The sequence below is a fragment of the Lederbergia graminis genome (genome assembly GCF_042655485.1).
Taxonomy (GTDB): Bacteria; Bacillota; Bacilli; order Bacillales; family Bacillaceae_C; genus Lederbergia; species Lederbergia graminis.
On the sequence record NZ_JBHSMC010000013.1, the window covers coordinates 93,532 to 110,503 of the forward strand.

Consider the following 16,972-nt stretch of genomic DNA (forward strand, 5'->3'; position numbering starts at 1 on the left):
ATACCCTTCCTTATTCTTATATTTAGAGTATTTTTCATAAATTAACTGAGATTCACAGGTAGTAATACCTATTCAGTTAAAATTATAGTCCAAACTATATTCATTTCATTAAACTCTAAGAATATATGATCATGTAGACCGCTTAGGAAATACCCTGCGTTTTCAGCTGGCTTAGTGAAGCGAGAGCGCTGGTAATTGAAGGGAGACTGTAGACACAACATTCTGTTGATAGGCTCAGACAGCGACTTCCTATCGCTCTTGCTAAAGCACTGGTCTGTAACTTTATATTCGTAGAGTGGGAAGTCCACACCTGTAAAAACAACTCTTCGAAAGCAAAATAAAAAACGAACTATATTGATTTTTTCATCAACTGTATAGTTCGTTTAATACTTTTTTATTCATATATTCCGTATGTGCTACTAACTTCTTGAATGAAGATGATACCATTTCCTGGCTCATCAATTTTCAGTTTATCTCTGATAGAAGTAACGATTGCTTCTGTTGTTTCTTTTTTGGATAAGATCATCACAATTTCTTTCTCAGGTTCAATTTCCATTGAAAACAATTTACTAGTTTCATGGATGCCAGAACCTCTCGCATTGATAATTGTTCCACCTTTTGATCCAGCTTCGGTTGCAGCGTCGATTACATACTCTGCATTACCTTTTTCCACGATAATCGTAATGGCATCATACATGGTATTCTCTGCACCCCCACTTTCCTTCATACCGTCTGGTCTACACTTACTAGCACCGAAAACATTCTTCACAGGAATGGTATATGCTATCCCGTGACCTGGTTTATTAAATTTATATTTATTATCAAGCTCTTCCAATGCCTGATCAGCTGTCGTTTTATTAGAAACCATTACTACAATTTCTTTTCTCATTTCGGATAAGGCTAGAAAATTCAGCAGACGATTATTGATTGTGCCCTTTCCTAAAAGCACTGTCCCACCTGAAATACCGCATTTCTTAGCTGTTTGCAGTACTTTACTTCCAAGGCCGAAGTTAACAATAACACAAACAATTTCATAATCGGCAATTTCAGAACTATTCCACATTCCTTTCTAGTCCCCCCTTTTTTGATTTTAATTTAAAAATAACACCTAAAACTTGTAATGCAATTAATGGTGTTAACGCAACCATCGCAATCATCCCAAAACCGTCTACAAGTACATTGGCGCCTTCAATTGCCTCTGCTGCCCCTTGAACAAACGCTAATATAAATGTAGCTGTCATAGGCCCTGATGCTACTCCTCCTGAATCAAAGGCGATACCTACAAATAATTTGGGTACAAAGTACGTCATAGCAATTGCAATTGCGTACCCAGGTAGGAGTAAATGCCATAATTGTAAGTCAGGAATAATAATTCTTAACATAGAAAGTAAAACCGCAAAACCGACTCCAATCGATAGTGCAATCATTACGATAGATCGCTTAACATAGCCACTTGTAACATCCTCAATTTGATGAGTTAGAACATGAACAGCAGGTTCCGCTAATATTGTTACGAATCCAAGTACAAATGCGACTATAACAATATATGCTTTATTATCGAGATTAGCAATGCTATAGCCTACCGCACTACCAACATCCATAAAACCAGCATTGACACCAACTAAAAATAATATAAGACCAATGAATGTAAATAATATTCCAATTAAAATATTTCGAACAGTCTTCTTTGATAATTTAAAGGATATTTTTTGAAATATAAGAAAAATTATCACAATAGGCAGCAAGGCAAGTAAGACTTCACCCGCTATAATTGGAAGCTTTTTAATAAAAGGTCCGATAATTGAATTAGAAATATTCACTTGTTCTAAACTTCCTGTTATTTTGTCACTCTTAGAAACGATAGACATAATCATAACGGATATGATTGCTCCAGTGGATGCAATAGCCACTAAACCAAAGCTATCCTTTTCAGAAGCTTTACTATCCTTTTTCAATAATGATACACCTAAAGCAAGTGCTAGTATAAATGGAACTGTTAATGCACCAGTAGTTGCTCCAGAAGCATCGAAGGATATAGCTAAAAACTCTGGGGATGTAAATATTGCTATTACAAAAATAAGCAGATATATTACAGTAAGTACTTTGTAAAGTGGAATATTGTATACAATCCTTACTAGTCCAAAAGCGAGTAAAGCTGCAATGCCAATCGATACAATTACGACAATTAACCATTTTGTGATTAACCCAGATGTTACAAGCTCGATTTGTCCGCCAAGTATATGTAAATCGGGCTCCGCAATAGAAATAAAAAAGCCTAACAGTAAACCAGCTATAATAACTACCCATATTTTATTTGACTTTGCTATGGATGCCCCCATGTTCTGGCCAATTATTGTTAAGCCAATATCGACTCCAAATAAGAAAATGGATAATCCAATAATGATGAGGATAGCGCCAATTATAAATCGGATAATTAGAGAGGATTCGAGATGTATAACAGTAAAATTCAACAATAAAACGATTACAGTAATGGGGATAACTGCATATAATACTTCCTTCAGCTTGGAAACTAATACACTCAAATAATGATCAACCCTTTCTATAATGAGTAATGTTTAGAAGTTTCATAGATATTCAAGAACTTCATTAGATAAATAGAGACTTCTTCATAGATAACCATCCATTTTTATCTATTTTTTTCTACAAATTTACTTTTATAAAAATTATATCATTAGTTTTTTATAATTAATATTTCTTCTTTTCATTTTTTTCAAAAAGATTCATATTTTTGGATATATACTTCTGTTATATCAATGACAAATAAGAGATTGGGACAAAAGGAATATGATTGCAAATAAAAACTAAACTTTAACTCAATTTCCAAAAAAAGGTGGTTCGGTAGCTTTATCAATTATAAAAATTTTATTGTTACAAGCGGAGGAAATACACGAAGACTCCTACCATGGAAATAAAGCTTTAAAAAGTTAGCTCTGTTAAACTCTGTTGTTGATTTTCGCTTCTGTACACTCGCTTTCCGCGGGCACGGCCTCAGCTAACTTGGCAAAGAAAACCGCTTTGCCAAGTGGATCTTCGGCTCGTGCTGTTCCCGCAGGAGTCTCGTGTACATCCGCTACAATCAACTAAGTTGTTAACAACAATGAACTTTAACAGAGCCTAAAAATTAAATCTAACTTATACATGCATCGTATAGACCTACCCTAGCACATTTCCATTCCCTGTGGTGTATTTTTGGATACATGGTTGACTGCGGGATGTACGGTAGCCGGGAGACCCCACAGTTAGAAAAGCGAAGGCGACTGTTCAGCGGCGTACGAACGGGAGACAATCCTGCCCTGAGATAAAGGAAACACGGCGAAGAATGAGCCGATGTTGACTTATCGTAGGGGAAGGATTGTCTCGTTCGCCAGCCGCTAGAAGCCTAAGCTAGACAGGCGTGTTCAGCGCCGAGGAGGCTTACGAACCGCCCGCGGAAAGCGAAGTGTATTTCCGAAGCGATATTTTCTTAAATAAATTACAAAAAGAAAGAGCTATCTTTTCTTGATAGCTCTTTCTTCATTTATATTACTATTAATTATCTTCGACTAGCTTTTTATATTCATCCATTTGTTTTTGTATTTCCTTAAGCACTTTTTCATAACCTGCAGCTTCTAGTCTCTTTCTGAAGTCCTCAACTGCTTTTTCTGGGTCACCAGCTTTACCAAAGGCAATGGATGGTACCATTTGTGAAGTTACTTGAGATAGTGCTGCGATTTCAGAGTTCACAGGTGTAGCATCAAATACGAATCTGCCATATGGGTAAGGCTTCTTAATCTTATCATATTCAGCGTATATTTCTTCCATTCCATCCCAAGTATCAACTGAAGGAATCTCGAATTTGTCTACACGTCCACCCCAGAAGTTAGTGCCAAATGAATGCTCTGTATCGTCATACCCTTCAGGTCGAACTCTTTTTCCATCTACAATTTCATATTGTACTCCTTCGATTCCATAGTTGAACAATTGATATATTTCCTTATCATTTCGTAGAAGATCATACACCATAAGCGCTCGTTCAGGGTGTTTACTATGGGCTCCTACTGCTGTCGCACCATGTGTAATTGTCATAGAAACTAGGTTACCACGCGTATCTGCCCATGCAAACATATCAATCTCGGAACCTGGTTGTTTCTTGTCCATTTGCGTACGTAAGCCAGAGAAAGTTTGTGTATGATGTTCGTCAGCACCAGTTTTTCCTGCCTCAAATAACGCACGTGTATCACCTTTGTAATTCAATACGTCTGTGCGCCAAAAGCCTTTATCGGCCCATTTTTTCATTAGTTTCGCGTAATCTACGAACATTTCATCAAATATTGGACTTACAACGGATGTAAAATCATCAATCGACTTACCCCAATAAACTGGAAAAACTCCTGTCGTAATTGGAAGCTCAATTGCATCGGAATAGGCTGTTACATATCCCCATGCTGTCTGTACATTCGTTCCCTGTACATCCCAAGGAATTACACCTGGTTTATTGTCTACAATGCCTTGAAAATATTTTTCTAACGTTTCGAAGTCCTCAATCGGCTCATTAATTCCGAATTCTTTCGCCCAATCTGTGCGATAGAACATTCCATGGTTTACCCATTGCGTAAAATCGTCTTCTGGAATCATGACAATCTTACCATCGTATTTTGTTTGATCCCAATGTTCTTCAGGAACTTCTTTCCAAGTTTCAGGTGCAAATTTTGGGAGGAGATCAGAAATATCTTTGAATGCTCCCTTTTGTGCATTTCCCCAAGCATCTAACCAGTCTGTAGCTGTGATAATTAAATCAATAGGTTCACCAGAAGCCAGCGTTAGATTATATTTTGTCATATAATCTGCCCATTCAATCCATTTAATTTCTAGATGTGCATTTACTTTTTCTTTTAATTTTTCATTTACTTTTTCCATTACCTTTTCCAACTGACCATTCGTTGGCTTATCCCCTAATGTCATCATCGTAATGGTAACAAATTCAGAAGTATCAATTTCACCATCTTCATTAATGGTTGTAGTTGGCTTATTGCCTTGGGATCCACTACATGCTACAAGAATAAAAATCAACAGCAAAATCAATAGTCTTACCATAAATTTTTTTGGCTTGAACATCTTATTTCCTCCCTTTTTATATGAATTTAAAACTCTATGAAATGAGGAAAGTCCTCAATCATATCAACATTAACCCTTTACTGCACCAATCGTTATCCCTTTAATAAAGTATCGTTGTACAAACGGATAAAATAGAATAACTGGTCCAGTAGCTACTATTGCAGTAGCCATCTTCATCGATTCCAATGGTATATCTTGAGGTGGCACATTAGATGCTGCAGCAGAGTTTCTAACATATTCTGCACTATTGATCACGTTATAGAGAAACAACTGTAAAGGTCTGTATTCCATATTAGAGGAAAGGAAAAGCATTGCATGATACCATTCATTCCAATATCCTAAGGCAATGAAAAGACCGATTGTAGCTAAAGCTGGAGTAGACATCGGTAAGATTAATTTAATAAATATCGTAAAATCTCCCGCACCATCCATCTTTGCTGATTCCGTAATCTCATGAGGAATCGACCTAGTAAATGACTTCATCATTATGATTAGAAACGGACTTAATAATCCAGGCAATAATACAGCTAAGTAATTATCTTGTAGTTGCATATATTTCGTTACTAGAAGGTAAAACGGTACAAGTCCACCTGAGAAAAGTGTCGTAAAGTAAATATAAAACGATATTTTGTTGCGATACAAAAAGTCCTGGCGTTGTAATGCATAACCTGTCATTGCGACAATAAATAAACCTAATGCAGTACCAACAACTGTAAGAATCAAGGTTACTACATATGAGCCGATGACGAGTCGAGGATTTTGAAATACAAGTTCATATGCAAAAGTAGAAAATTCTTTTGGCCATAAAGAAAAGCCATAATCCATGATAGCCTTTTCTGTTGTAAAGGAAGAAGAGACTATCAGAACAAAGGGTAAGAGACAACATAATGCAAAAAGACTGATGAATCCATATCCAAAAAAGCGAACTACTACGGATGAAAAATCTATATTACGTCTAGCTGTACTTTCCATAAAATGTGTCCTCCTTTAAAACAATGAATTTTCTGGTGAAACCTTCTTCACTATCCAGTTAGCTGTTATTACGATAATGAATCCAAATACAGATTGATATAAGCTAACAGCACTTCCTAATGAGAAGTTGAAATTTGTCATTAATGTACGGAACACATAGGTTTCAATAATATCTGTCGTTGAATAAAGCATGGCATTATTAGCACCTACAAGGTTAAAGAACAAACCAAAATTCCCTTTTAACACTCCACCTAAGGAGAATAGTAATAGTATGATAAAAGTTGGCTTGAGCCATGGGATAATGACATATCTAATACGTTGAAATGCATTTGCTCCATCAATTTCAGCCGCCTCTATAATTTGCTTATCAAGTCCCATAATGGCAGCAAAATAAATAATCGATCCATAACCTGTTGACTGCCATAAGAAAGTAATGACAATAATGAATGGCCAAATTTCTGGGTTTGAATATGTTTGGACTGGATCTAAGCCAATCGCTTTTAAAAATGAGTTTAGGACACCATAATCGTAACTAAGGATGTTATATGCTAGAAGACCAATTAATACAGCGGAAATAAAATGTGGTAAAAACATGATGGTTTGAGATACTTTTTTGAACCACTTACTGGCGAGTTCATTAAGCAAAATTGCTACACCAATTTGTAGGCAATTCCCCAGGATAATAAATGCCAGATTATAAGCAATCGTATTAAACGTTAGCTTCCACAGGTCTCCAGTCATTACTAAAAAGCGGAAATTTTCCAAACCAATGAAAGCACTTTTAAAAATCCCAGCAGTATAGTTAAAATCTACGAAAGCTATGTATAGGCCTGGCATCGGTAGATATGCAAACACAGCAAAAAAGATAATTGCTGGTAAACACATAATTAGAAGGGATCGGTTTTTCTTTAATCTTATAAATATAGAATCCTTTCTTTTCTTTTCCAGAATTGTTGCTTGTGACTGTGCCGTTACACTTTTCATTTAAATCCTCCCAACGTATGTTTTTTCATTCAAAGTAGCAACCAACTATTCGAACTTCAGCCATTAATAGATTCCTATCAAATTTTCAGCCTATACAATACGTAAGAAACCCCATTGAAATCGGTTGCATTTTTCGCAAAACTTAACTCCCTCAACCTTACACAAATAGAATTATGCGAAAAATTGAAATCAATGTTCTGAAGAAATAAAAAAATAACCTCTTCCTCTTTTTCGATAGACTATCAATGTTCCATAGTTCTCTATTTGAAAGCGGTTACTTTATTAAATTTATTATATTCCTCATACAGATCAATGTAAATAGAATTTTCGAAAGAATTTTCTGCATATTCCTACATTTTTCTACAAATCCTTCTCTTTTATCTGCTTATATTATAAAAAAACTGATTTCCTCTGTGGAAACCAGTTTTCCTATCATAACTGTTTCATATTATTCCTTATCAATTAAATATTGCAATACCTCTTCTAGTGTTAATCGTTCCTGCTGATGAATCTGTATGTTATCCCTTTGAAGAACGGTTTCTAACATATGAACATTATTTGTAATAATTTCTGGTGGCTCTATTTCATAATGCAGTACATTGGGATGTTGTTTCACTAATTCCGAAAGATTCGAAATTCTAATTCTAGCCCAATCATGGTATATGTCGTCCTTATTAAAGGATTGGATTATTTTTCCACTCTCCAAAACGATAATTTCATCACAAAGTTGATTGATTTCATCTATCGTATGGGTGGCCATAACAATGCTTTTGTCTCCATCTTCCATAAACTTTATTAAATCTTCTTTTATTCTTCTCCGTGATGCAATATCTACCCCAGCTGTCGGTTCATCTAATATGAGTAAATCTGGATGATGACAGAGCGCAAAAATAAATTCAATTTTTTTCTTCGTTCCCTTAGAACATTTATTGAATTTTTCTTTCACGTCAATTTTATAGCGCATAATTAGTTGTTCATACAGTGCCTCATCCCATGTAGAATACCAGCGGGAAATGAACTTTTTCATTTCTGATACCGTTAAGAATCCATACCCATCTAGAATTTCTCCTGCATAACCAACTCTTGTCTTCCAATCTGATTTAATACTATTAACATCCTGACCAAAAAGTTCCACATGTCCAGTATCGGATTTTAATAAATTCATCCATATTCTAAATAACGTACTTTTACCTGAACCATTTGCGCCTACTAATCCTACAATTATTCCTTGTTCCACCTGTAAATCGATGGGACCAAGTGTAAATCGTTTTAATTTCTTCGATAACCCTTTTACTTGTAAAATTGAGGTTTGCATGTTCATCCCCCATTTTTAAATTTTTTCACCATAATATCTCTAAATATCGAATGCAATTCTTGTTCTGAAATTCCCACCTGCATTCCTTGTTCAATAGCTTTTTCTAATCCTTCTTGCACCACTTTATGTTTCGTCTCTTCCTTCATCGTCGTTTCCATTTCTCGAACAAACGTCCCTTTTCCTTGCGCTGTTTTAATAAAGCCACTCGCTTCTAAATTTTGATATGCCCTTCTTGTCGTTATAACACTACATCCTAATTCACTAGCTAAAGCCCTGATGGAAGGAAGTGAAGATCCTGGCTTTAGTTGACCACTAGCAATCATTGTTTTAATTTGCATTTCCACTTGATGATAAATAGGTTCACGACTATCTTCAGAGATGTGGATAGGTATCTTCATAGGTACCCCACTCCCTTCTACACATAATCTCGGTTAGTTAAGCGTCTCTTTAATAATTGATGCCAGGCATAAAAACATATAATACCAATGACTAAAGAAAGTAGACTAATATACCAACCGCCATCTTGAATAAAATCAATACTCGATTCAATAATGCCTTTTTGTACAGAAGGATAGTAGCTAAAAATTGCGATGATAAATAGAACAATGTAAATAAATGGGACAATAAATAAGTAACGACCTTTTAATCCATTTTCCAAAAATGGACTCATTCCACCAAGTGCAAGCATGAAACCAGACCATAATAAAACAAAGGCTACATACTCTCCTACACTCATAAAATCCGAAAATGTATCCGTATATATAAGTACAGCCAGTGCTGTACCAAATAAAGCAATCAAATTAAGAGCTAAGATGACAAGCATCACAAGCGTCCTACTTAGTGCTATAACGGAGATGGAAATTGGCAATGATCGTAGAACAGCTATCCGTTTTCCATAAGGCTCTTCCACAGCTGCCTTATAGCTTAAATACGGTTTCGCCATGTATATAGCTCCAAATCCTGGAGCTACTCCAATAATGATAAAGTCCAACATGTAATGACTAATCGATTTATCATTAAATTCTATAATGAAAGCTTGTGATCCTGAAAGAATGATACCTACCATAGATCCAATAATCATGCTAAATAGAAATGTAAATACCACAGCTATCCAGTGTTGTTTAAATTCTTTTTTTGCCAACCAAATAGCATCATTTAGCAATTCACTCACCTCATTTATTAATCATTTGTTTGAAAGTAATTGATAATTCCTCGATCTTCTAATCCCATTAAATCGACCCCAGATAGTAACAAAACAGTGAAAACAATACTCCAAATTGTAATACTAGCTGAAACCCATGCAAATGTTCTTTTTTTATTACCACCGAATGACATGCTTGCAATAGCAGTTAAATGACTCCCCACAAGTAGTGGCCCTAACATTGCTAAACCTGGCAAACCATATTTTTTCCATAATTTTTCTGCACGTGCAGAGCGTTTACTCTCTTTTGTCTCTTCCCCTTTTTTACGTTTTTTCCTCCAATTTTTAATGTGATCAATAAATAAAATGACAAGGAAAACAGTCAAAATGTTTCCTAATAACCCGATAATCATTACTGGAATTACGGAAAGACCAGCAAGAGACGCAATTGGAATCACACCATACGCCTCAAATAGTGGGACTGCCGCAAGAATAAAAACTAAAACATATCCATAAATTGCCTTCATCAACCAATTCCTCCTATAAACCAAAGTGTTAAGGTGTATATATCTATATACACACCTTAACACAGTTCATTTAATTTGCAAACCCTTTTTTTAAAAATTAAATGGGACATGGGGTCAGGAACCTTGGACCATTTTCAAAATGTTTGAATAACGGGACAGTCGTCCTGACCCCATGTCCCGTGTTAGAATGAAGTTGTATAGATAATGAATGGAGGGGCTCTCTTGATAAGGAATCTTTTGCTTGAGCGTAATCTGCCAAATGTATTAAGTGGTATAGAAAGTTTGGAGGAGTGGGAAAAGCAAAGAGAAGTCTTGAAGGATATGTTGTGTAAATATGAATATGGATATTTCCCAGAAAAGCCAAAAGAAGTGAAGTTTGAGATTATCGAGACTGATTCACATTTCTGTGCCTCCAATGTTGTATTACAAAAAATTAAATTGACAGTCTCCCTTCATAATGGTGATTACTCCTTCCCATTTTACTTTGCTTGTCCGAGCGCAAATGGGAAATACAAGACAATCGTTCACATAAGTTTCAGTCCACATGTTCCGGATAAATTCATGCCGTCAGAAGAACTTGCGGATAATGGATTTGCAGTAGCATCCTTTTTTTATGAAGATGTAACTTCCGATAATGATGACTTTTCTATTGGACTTTCAGGATTACTATATCCTGATGGAAAGCGCTTAGAAGATAGTGCTGGAAAAATTTCTATTTGGGCTTGGGCTGCGATGCGAATCATGGACTTTTTGGAAACACATGAGAAAGTCGATCTCTCTAATATCACTATTGCAGGACATTCACGATTAGGAAAAACAGCATTACTCACTGCAGCTTTTGATGAAAGATTCGCGTTTGTATTCGCTAATAACTCAGGTTGTAGTGGAGCAGCAATTAGTCGAGGAAAAGTCGGGGAAACAATAGAAAAAATTAATCTTTCATTTCCATACTGGTTCTGTAAATCTTATAAGCAATTTTCTAATAAGGAGTTTGAAATGCCTTTTGATCAACATTTTCTAATGGCACTTATTGCTCCTAGAAAGATTTATGTATCCAGTGCAGAAGATGATATGTGGGCAGATCCAACATCGGAGTTTTTATCATGTGTAGCCGCTTCTTCTGTTTATGAAAAAATTTATGCCGATAATGGGCTTGTACATGATGGCTCATTACCGGAAGCTGGAGTATCACTTCACGACGGAAATATAGGATACCATAAACGAGCAGGAACTCACTATCTTAGTAGATATGACTGGAACCAGTTCACGGACTATGTAAAACGACATAGTAAATAAATTTTCACTCTACGGTTTGTATTTTAAAATCTAATGAACTATTAAACTAAAAAACTATTTGACATCAAGATATAGGTAGTATAAAGTAAAATAAATACATTGAATATGTTCTCCTAAAGGGGAGTAGCTTTTACAACAAAGTCGTCATTTCGGTGAGTTTTATGCTCCCCGGCTTTGTTGGCAACGAATTGTTGTTAGCAAGACCTTTACCCAAACGGTAAAGGTCTTTTATTTTTTTAAAACCTTTACCAACTCTGGTAAAGGTTTTTTTATTAGCCTCATCCGCCTTTATGAACTTTCAACACTATGAATTTTAAGGAGGAAATTAATTGGATTTCTCGATTTTATTGGAGTACGGCTGGGTATTGTTACTTTTAATAGCACTAGAAGGATTACTAGCAGCTGATAATGCACTCGTATTAGCAATCATGGTCAAACACTTAGATGAAAAAGAAAGGAAAAAGGCGCTATTCTATGGATTAGCTGGTGCATTTGTATTCCGCTTAGCATCCTTATTTATCATTTCATTTCTTGTTGACGTTTGGCAGGTACAAGCAATTGGTGCATTATACCTTCTGTTTATCGCTATTAATCACATTGCTAGGAAACTCTTCTTCAAGCAGAAAGAAGAGAGTACGAATGATAAGCCAAAGAAAAAAGCCGGTTTCTGGGGGACAGTTATTAAAGTTGAGCTAGCTGATATCGCTTTTGCAATCGACTCTATCCTTGCTGCAGTCGCATTGGCAATGACTCTCCCGAACACGAATCTTCCACAAATTGGTGGAATGGATGGGGGTAAATTCCTTGTCATTTTCGCGGGAGGATTAATTGGATTAATCATTATGCGTTTCGCAGCTAATCTTTTTGTAAAATTACTTCATTCAAGACCTGGGCTCGAAATCGCAGCATTTGCAATTGTTGGTTGGGTTGGAGTTAAGCTTGCTGTATTAACTTTAGGACACCCTGATATAGGAATCTTATCCACTGATTTTGCACACTCTACTGAGTGGAAAGTATTCTTCTATGTCGTATTAGTAGGAATTGCTGTAACAGGGTGGTTTATGACAAAAGATAAAAAGGTACAAGAAGCATAGGGATCATACATGAATTGTGCGCCTTTAAAATTCCAGCTCATAGATATGATTAAAATGAGTACACTATGATATATTAGCAATTACGGAGGGTAATCTATTTTGGCGATAGCACTCATAACACTTATTGTGTTGATTTTTGTAAATGCCTTTTTTGCAGCTTCAGAGCTTGCATTTGTAAACTTAAATGATAAAAAGGTAAAGCGAGCAGCTGACAATGGCGATAAAAAGGCTAGAAAACTGTATAGTCTTATATCAAAACCTAGTCTCTTTCTAAGTACTATACAAATAGGTATTACATTAGCTGGTTTTTTATCCAGTGCATTTGCAGCAGATTTCTTTGCAGAACCATTAGCAAACTTGTTATATGATGTAGGTGTTCCAATTTCATTGGATATCTTGAAGACTATTTCAGTCGTCGTGATAACAATAGTATTATCATATTTTACTTTAGTATTTGGAGAACTTGTTCCAAAACAGCTAGCATTACAAAAAGCTGAATCCATTTCCTCTTTTGCTGTTGGTCCTATTTCAATATTAGCAAAAATCTGTTTACCTATTGTAAAGATCTTAACTTTTTCTGTTAACACTGTCATTCGCTTATTTGGCGTAGATCCCAATGCTCAGAATGAAGAAGCCACAGAAGAAGATATCCGTATGATGGTAGACCTTGGCAGAGAGAGAGGAACAATCAACCAATCGGAAAAGTTAATGATTGATAATATTTTTGAATTTAATGATAAGCTAGCTTCAGATATTATCACTCATCGCACGGATATGTCTGTCATAGAAATTAATTCTAGCCTTGATGAAATACTGGAGCAAATTAATAAGTATAAGTATACAAGGTTCCCTGTCTATGAAGGAGATATTGATAATATTGTTGGTGTTCTACATGTGAAGGACTTATTTCAATATATAAGTCGAGACAAAACGAACTTTCATTTAAAAGAAGTGATAAGAAAACCATACTTTGTATTGGAGACACTAACCATCGATGTTTTATTTTCAAAAATGCGAAAGGATAATGTCCATATTGCAATTGTACTGGATGAATTCGGTGGTACAGAGGGAATTATTACTATTGAAGATGTGATTGAAGAGATTGTTGGTGATATTTCTAGTGAAAGTGATGATCCTGAATTATCTGATGTGGAAATAAAAGAAATCGCGAAAAATCAATACTTAGTTAAAGGCACATACAGACTTTGGGAGCTTGAAGATATAGTACACATCGATCTTCCAACTGATAAATTCGATACCATTAACGGGTTTCTAATCAATAAAATTGGCTATATTCCATCTGTTGAAGAGAAACCTGTCATTACCTACAAAAATTTAACCTTTGAGGTAAAAAAAGTACTAGATAATCGAATCGAAAACGTGTTAGTAACAGTAGAAAAAAACAATGAAGAAAACGAAGAGTAAAAACGAACAGGTCCACAACTTGTCAAAAATAGACATGTTGATGGACCTCTTTCTTTGTAGTAGCTTTATACAATGTATATTGATTTCCCGCTGCGAGGACATTATAAAATATTATTGTCAACCGCATTAGGTAATTAAATTTACTTATTAAGACAATTTCTTTTTACTTAATTTTACAATCTACGGGTTTTATAAATAATTTTACGAATACTATCGATGGACAAATTGTACAGTCGCTCCAACTCTTCAAAAGAACGTCCTTCCCGATACAATTGGAAAATTTCTGCGTTTCTTTGAGCAATTAATCGACGTGAACCATTCACTTCTCCCCATCCCGCTCGCTCATTATTCTTCTTTGGGATATAAATTAACTCTCCCTGAATATACTTCTGTAGCTCCTTTAGCAAATGAGGGGGAAGCACCTCTTTTCCATTTTTATATTGCAAAAATTCTTATCCTCCTTATTTATTTGTATAAATAAACAGTCCGTTCCTTTAATCATTTGAAAAACCCCTTTCGTTCTATATTTTAGGAAAGCCTTTACAAAAGATTATATAGCTCACCTTGTTATTAATAGTATACTTGAATCTTAGAAAATTAATAGTAAAAGAGGTCGCAATCCATGCGACCTCTCATTTTGTGATTTCCACCTAAGCGGAAATCACCTCGTTGTTCGTGATCAAAATAATCAGCCTCCTTTCAAAAAAACTATCGGCCCGACAACCTTATTAACTCATATTTTAGTGGCCATCCTCAAGGGATAAAATAGTTATAATTAATCTTTCCTTATAGTCGTTCAACTTTATCACCAACCATCACCGAAGCCCAAATGAAAGCATACATTATATTAGACTTTTAATGCTTATAAAGGGGGTTTTCATAGATGGATTTAGTCGCTGCACATTGGGTTTATTTTCTAGGAACTTGTATCATTATTTTAACGATGCTATTTCGTCAAAATATTGTGGTCCCCTCCATTATTTTAACTTTTTTGGTGGGGTGGATTTATACTGACTCCTTTACAACAGGGTTACAAACTATATTCAATGCGAGCATAGTCGCTGCTGGGGAACTATTCAATATTTTCCTGATTATCGCAATTATGACAGCATTATTGCACTCAATGAAATCATTAGGTACAGATGAGCTAATGATTAAGCCATTTCAAGGTGTAATGAAGAATGGCCACATCTCCTTTTGGATTCTCATTTTTGTCACATATATTATCTCACTCTTCTTTTGGCCGACACCTGCTGTACCACTCGTTGGCGCCTTACTTATTCCTGTCGCAATCCGCTCTGGACTTCCACCCATAGGCACCGCAATTGCTGTATCACTAGCTGGCCAAGGAATGGCCTTGTCATCAGATTATATTATTCAAATTGCCCCAACCTTAACAGCTACAGCTGCAGGAGCAGATGTAAATATTGTCGCAGACCGTGCATTTGTATTGTCCGTAATAACCGGAATGATCGCTATTGTAATTGCCTATATCATCATTAGAAAACAAATTTCATCTCCGTCCAATCAACATTTACTTTCTTGGGAAAAAGTTAATTTGCATTCAACACAATTAAATGAAGCCACTAATCAAGAAGACTCCACTAAAAATAAATTCAGCCTACTATTTGCTATTATTGTACCTGTCACATTTTTAATCATTATTATTTATATGTTTCTCGCTAAATTTTCTGATGTGATTCCTGCCGTTGAAGGTGGAACTGGAGCAGCATTAATCGGTGGTACCTCCGCCATTCTGCTTATCGCTGCATCATTATTTATTAATATTCGCTCATCCTTAAATATAGTGAGTGATAACCTTGTGAAGGGATTCGTATTTGCTTTTAAGGCAATGGGTCCTGTCATTCCTATAGCAGGCTTTTTCTTTCTAGGAAGTGGTGAATTATCTAGTAAAATATTCGGTATTAATCCAGAAGAAGCACCTTCTCTCTTATTTGATCTAGTTGTATCCGGACAACAATTGATACCGGAAAATCCATTTATAGTTGGGTTTGCTATCTTAATAATTGGGGCAATTACTGGCTTAGATGGTTCTGGTTTTTCCGGATTACCTTTAGTCGGTTCTTTATCAGGAGCACTTGGTCAAAATGTAGGCATTGATGCAGAAACTTTATCTGCTATTGGTCAAATGGGTTCTATCTGGGTAGGCGGTGGAACACTAATCGCTTGGTCTTCTCTCGTAGCTGTTGCTGGTTTTGCAAAGGTTCCAGTAATGGAAATTGTAAGAAAGTCGTTTATCCCTGTCACAGTTGGACTCATCATATCCACCTTTATTGGACTATTAATCTTCTAGAAATGCAAAAGCCCGATTTCTATACGATTTCGGGCTCCTACATTTTTTACGAACGTATCAATTATTTATTTAATCTTTTCGCTAATGTTAAAAATAAATATATGAGTAATAGCGCGTATAAAATGATCCAAATAAACGGAAACAATGACAGTTCCGAAATACTGATACCATTCCAATCGATTAATGTTTTATGAGTATGAATTGCCGGTGGAATAATCCAAACAATGTACTTAACATAGGCTGGTAAAATATTATAAATACCAAGCGATGCGATAGAAATAACAATAACTAGTGCTAAGCCTCCGTAAGAATTGACGGCACTATCTGTAATGGCATTACTAAATAAGCTAGCAATACTTATTCCTAATATCGATAAAACAATATGATTTATAATTGCAACTGTACCAATCATTGGCGTTACAGTATCATTAAACATTTGAAAAATAATTGGATAGATAAAGGTAAAAATAGTGAGTATGATCGCAATGAAAAATACTGATATAAGTTTTGAAACATAATATCGATTCATACTCCCGATGTGTTTTATGAATAATTGTCTCTGGACAGGGGTATCAAGTGCGAGAACACTAATACATAACCAAGCCGACACAACATATAGCATCGATGCAGTAACGGCATAGCTATCCAGAATAGGATTAGGTTTATAAGTATAGAAAACAATAATTAAGATAATATATGTTGAAATTGGTGCAAAATACTTATGGGAACGTACATAGTCATGTAAACTATATTTGATTAATTCTAACAAAGGAATCTCCCCTAATAGTA

15 protein-coding genes are annotated in these 16,972 nt (G+C 35.5%); 4 read left to right on the plus strand and 11 right to left on the minus strand.

The genetic code is table 11. The features are described from left to right. Nucleotides 1-394: 394 nt before the first annotated feature. The 9 genes from ACFPM4_RS09660 to ACFPM4_RS09700 form a co-directional block, all read right to left on the minus strand. The gene (locus ACFPM4_RS09660) at nucleotides 395-1,063 is read right to left on the minus strand and encodes a P-II family nitrogen regulator (RefSeq protein ID WP_382350747.1); all 669 of its coding nucleotides are present in this window, start codon (nucleotides 1,061-1,063) and stop codon (nucleotides 395-397) included. Continuing rightward, the gene (locus ACFPM4_RS09665; RefSeq protein ID WP_382350750.1) at nucleotides 1,053-2,543 is read right to left on the minus strand and encodes a DUF1538 domain-containing protein; all 1,491 of its coding nucleotides are present in this window, start codon (nucleotides 2,541-2,543) and stop codon (nucleotides 1,053-1,055) included. Before ACFPM4_RS09665 ends, ACFPM4_RS09660 begins: the two co-directional genes overlap by 11 nt. 1,006 nt (nucleotides 2,544-3,549) lie before the next feature. Continuing rightward, nucleotides 3,550-5,115, minus strand: a complete 1,566-nt coding sequence (locus ACFPM4_RS09670; protein ID WP_382350753.1) for an extracellular solute-binding protein — start codon at nucleotides 5,113-5,115, stop codon at nucleotides 3,550-3,552. A gap of 69 nt (nucleotides 5,116-5,184) precedes the next feature. Continuing rightward, nucleotides 5,185-6,087 (minus strand): carbohydrate ABC transporter permease, encoded by a 903-nt coding sequence (locus ACFPM4_RS09675; protein ID WP_382350756.1) that lies wholly within the window; start codon nucleotides 6,085-6,087, stop codon nucleotides 5,185-5,187. Between the two features lie 15 nt (nucleotides 6,088-6,102). Further along, nucleotides 6,103-6,972, minus strand: coding sequence for an ABC transporter permease (locus tag ACFPM4_RS09680; protein WP_382350991.1), 870 nt, complete (start codon nucleotides 6,970-6,972; stop codon nucleotides 6,103-6,105). 547 nt (nucleotides 6,973-7,519) lie between these two features. Next, the gene (locus tag ACFPM4_RS09685; protein WP_382350759.1) at nucleotides 7,520-8,386 is read right to left on the minus strand and encodes an ABC transporter ATP-binding protein; all 867 of its coding nucleotides are present in this window, start codon (nucleotides 8,384-8,386) and stop codon (nucleotides 7,520-7,522) included. A 2-nt stretch (nucleotides 8,387-8,388) separates the two neighbouring features. Beyond that, nucleotides 8,389-8,784, minus strand: coding sequence for a GntR family transcriptional regulator (locus tag ACFPM4_RS09690; protein WP_382350762.1), 396 nt, complete (start codon nucleotides 8,782-8,784; stop codon nucleotides 8,389-8,391). Between the two features lie 17 nt (nucleotides 8,785-8,801). After that, a complete protein-coding gene (locus ACFPM4_RS09695) occupies nucleotides 8,802-9,548 on the minus strand; it encodes a hypothetical protein (protein ID WP_382350765.1) in 747 nt (248 codons plus the stop codon). Nucleotides 9,549-9,565: 17 nt separating this feature from the next. Further along, complete coding sequence (locus ACFPM4_RS09700) at nucleotides 9,566-10,054, minus strand: small multi-drug export protein (protein WP_382350768.1); 489 nt, start codon at nucleotides 10,052-10,054, stop codon at nucleotides 9,566-9,568. Nucleotides 10,055-10,276: 222 nt separating this feature from the next. Here ACFPM4_RS09700 and ACFPM4_RS09705 point away from each other — a divergent pair, with 222 nt between their 5' ends. From ACFPM4_RS09705 to ACFPM4_RS09715, 3 genes are all read left to right on the plus strand, one after another. Next, on the plus strand, nucleotides 10,277-11,350 hold the full coding sequence (locus ACFPM4_RS09705) for an alpha/beta hydrolase family protein (protein WP_382350771.1): 1,074 nt from the start codon (nucleotides 10,277-10,279) through the stop codon (nucleotides 11,348-11,350). A gap of 329 nt (nucleotides 11,351-11,679) precedes the next feature. After that, nucleotides 11,680-12,444, plus strand: coding sequence for a TerC family protein (locus ACFPM4_RS09710; protein WP_382350774.1), 765 nt, complete (start codon nucleotides 11,680-11,682; stop codon nucleotides 12,442-12,444). Between the two features lie 99 nt (nucleotides 12,445-12,543). Continuing rightward, a complete protein-coding gene (locus ACFPM4_RS09715) occupies nucleotides 12,544-13,869 on the plus strand; it encodes a hemolysin family protein (protein ID WP_382350777.1) in 1,326 nt (441 codons plus the stop codon). A 173-nt stretch (nucleotides 13,870-14,042) separates the two neighbouring features. Here ACFPM4_RS09715 and ACFPM4_RS09720 read toward each other — a convergent pair whose 3' ends face one another. Further along, on the minus strand, nucleotides 14,043-14,315 hold the full coding sequence (locus ACFPM4_RS09720) for a CD3324 family protein (protein WP_144921912.1): 273 nt from the start codon (nucleotides 14,313-14,315) through the stop codon (nucleotides 14,043-14,045). Nucleotides 14,316-14,752: 437 nt separating this feature from the next. On the opposite strand from ACFPM4_RS09720, the gene ACFPM4_RS09725 reads away from it, so the two are divergent. Then, nucleotides 14,753-16,183, plus strand: a complete 1,431-nt coding sequence (locus ACFPM4_RS09725) for a hypothetical protein (protein WP_382350780.1) — start codon at nucleotides 14,753-14,755, stop codon at nucleotides 16,181-16,183. A 61-nt stretch (nucleotides 16,184-16,244) separates the two neighbouring features. Here the strand turns inward: ACFPM4_RS09725 and ACFPM4_RS09730 are convergent, their stop codons facing one another. Continuing rightward, complete coding sequence (locus tag ACFPM4_RS09730; RefSeq protein WP_382350783.1) at nucleotides 16,245-16,952, minus strand: hypothetical protein; 708 nt, start codon at nucleotides 16,950-16,952, stop codon at nucleotides 16,245-16,247. Between the last annotated feature and the right edge of the window lie 20 nt (nucleotides 16,953-16,972).

What these genes read in the sequence shown, in the direction of transcription:
- ACFPM4_RS09690 (WP_382350762.1), bottom strand. Translation starts at nt 8,784, where the DNA reads ATGAAGATACCTATCCACATCTCTGAAGATAGTCGTGAACCTATTTAT.
- ACFPM4_RS09670 (WP_382350753.1), bottom strand. Translation starts at nt 5,115, where the DNA reads ATGTTCAAGCCAAAAAAATTTATGGTAAGACTATTGATTTTGCTGTTG.
- ACFPM4_RS09685 (WP_382350759.1), bottom strand. Translation starts at nt 8,386, where the DNA reads ATGCAAACCTCAATTTTACAAGTAAAAGGGTTATCGAAGAAATTAAAA.
- ACFPM4_RS09680 (WP_382350991.1), bottom strand. Translation starts at nt 6,972, where the DNA reads ATGTGTTTACCAGCAATTATCTTTTTTGCTGTGTTTGCATATCTACCG.
- ACFPM4_RS09725 (WP_382350780.1), top strand. Translation starts at nt 14,753, where the DNA reads ATGGATTTAGTCGCTGCACATTGGGTTTATTTTCTAGGAACTTGTATC.
- ACFPM4_RS09675 (WP_382350756.1), bottom strand. Translation starts at nt 6,087, where the DNA reads ATGGAAAGTACAGCTAGACGTAATATAGATTTTTCATCCGTAGTAGTT.
- ACFPM4_RS09700 (WP_382350768.1), bottom strand. Translation starts at nt 10,054, where the DNA reads ATGAAGGCAATTTATGGATATGTTTTAGTTTTTATTCTTGCGGCAGTC.
- ACFPM4_RS09660 (WP_382350747.1), bottom strand. Translation starts at nt 1,063, where the DNA reads ATGTGGAATAGTTCTGAAATTGCCGATTATGAAATTGTTTGTGTTATT.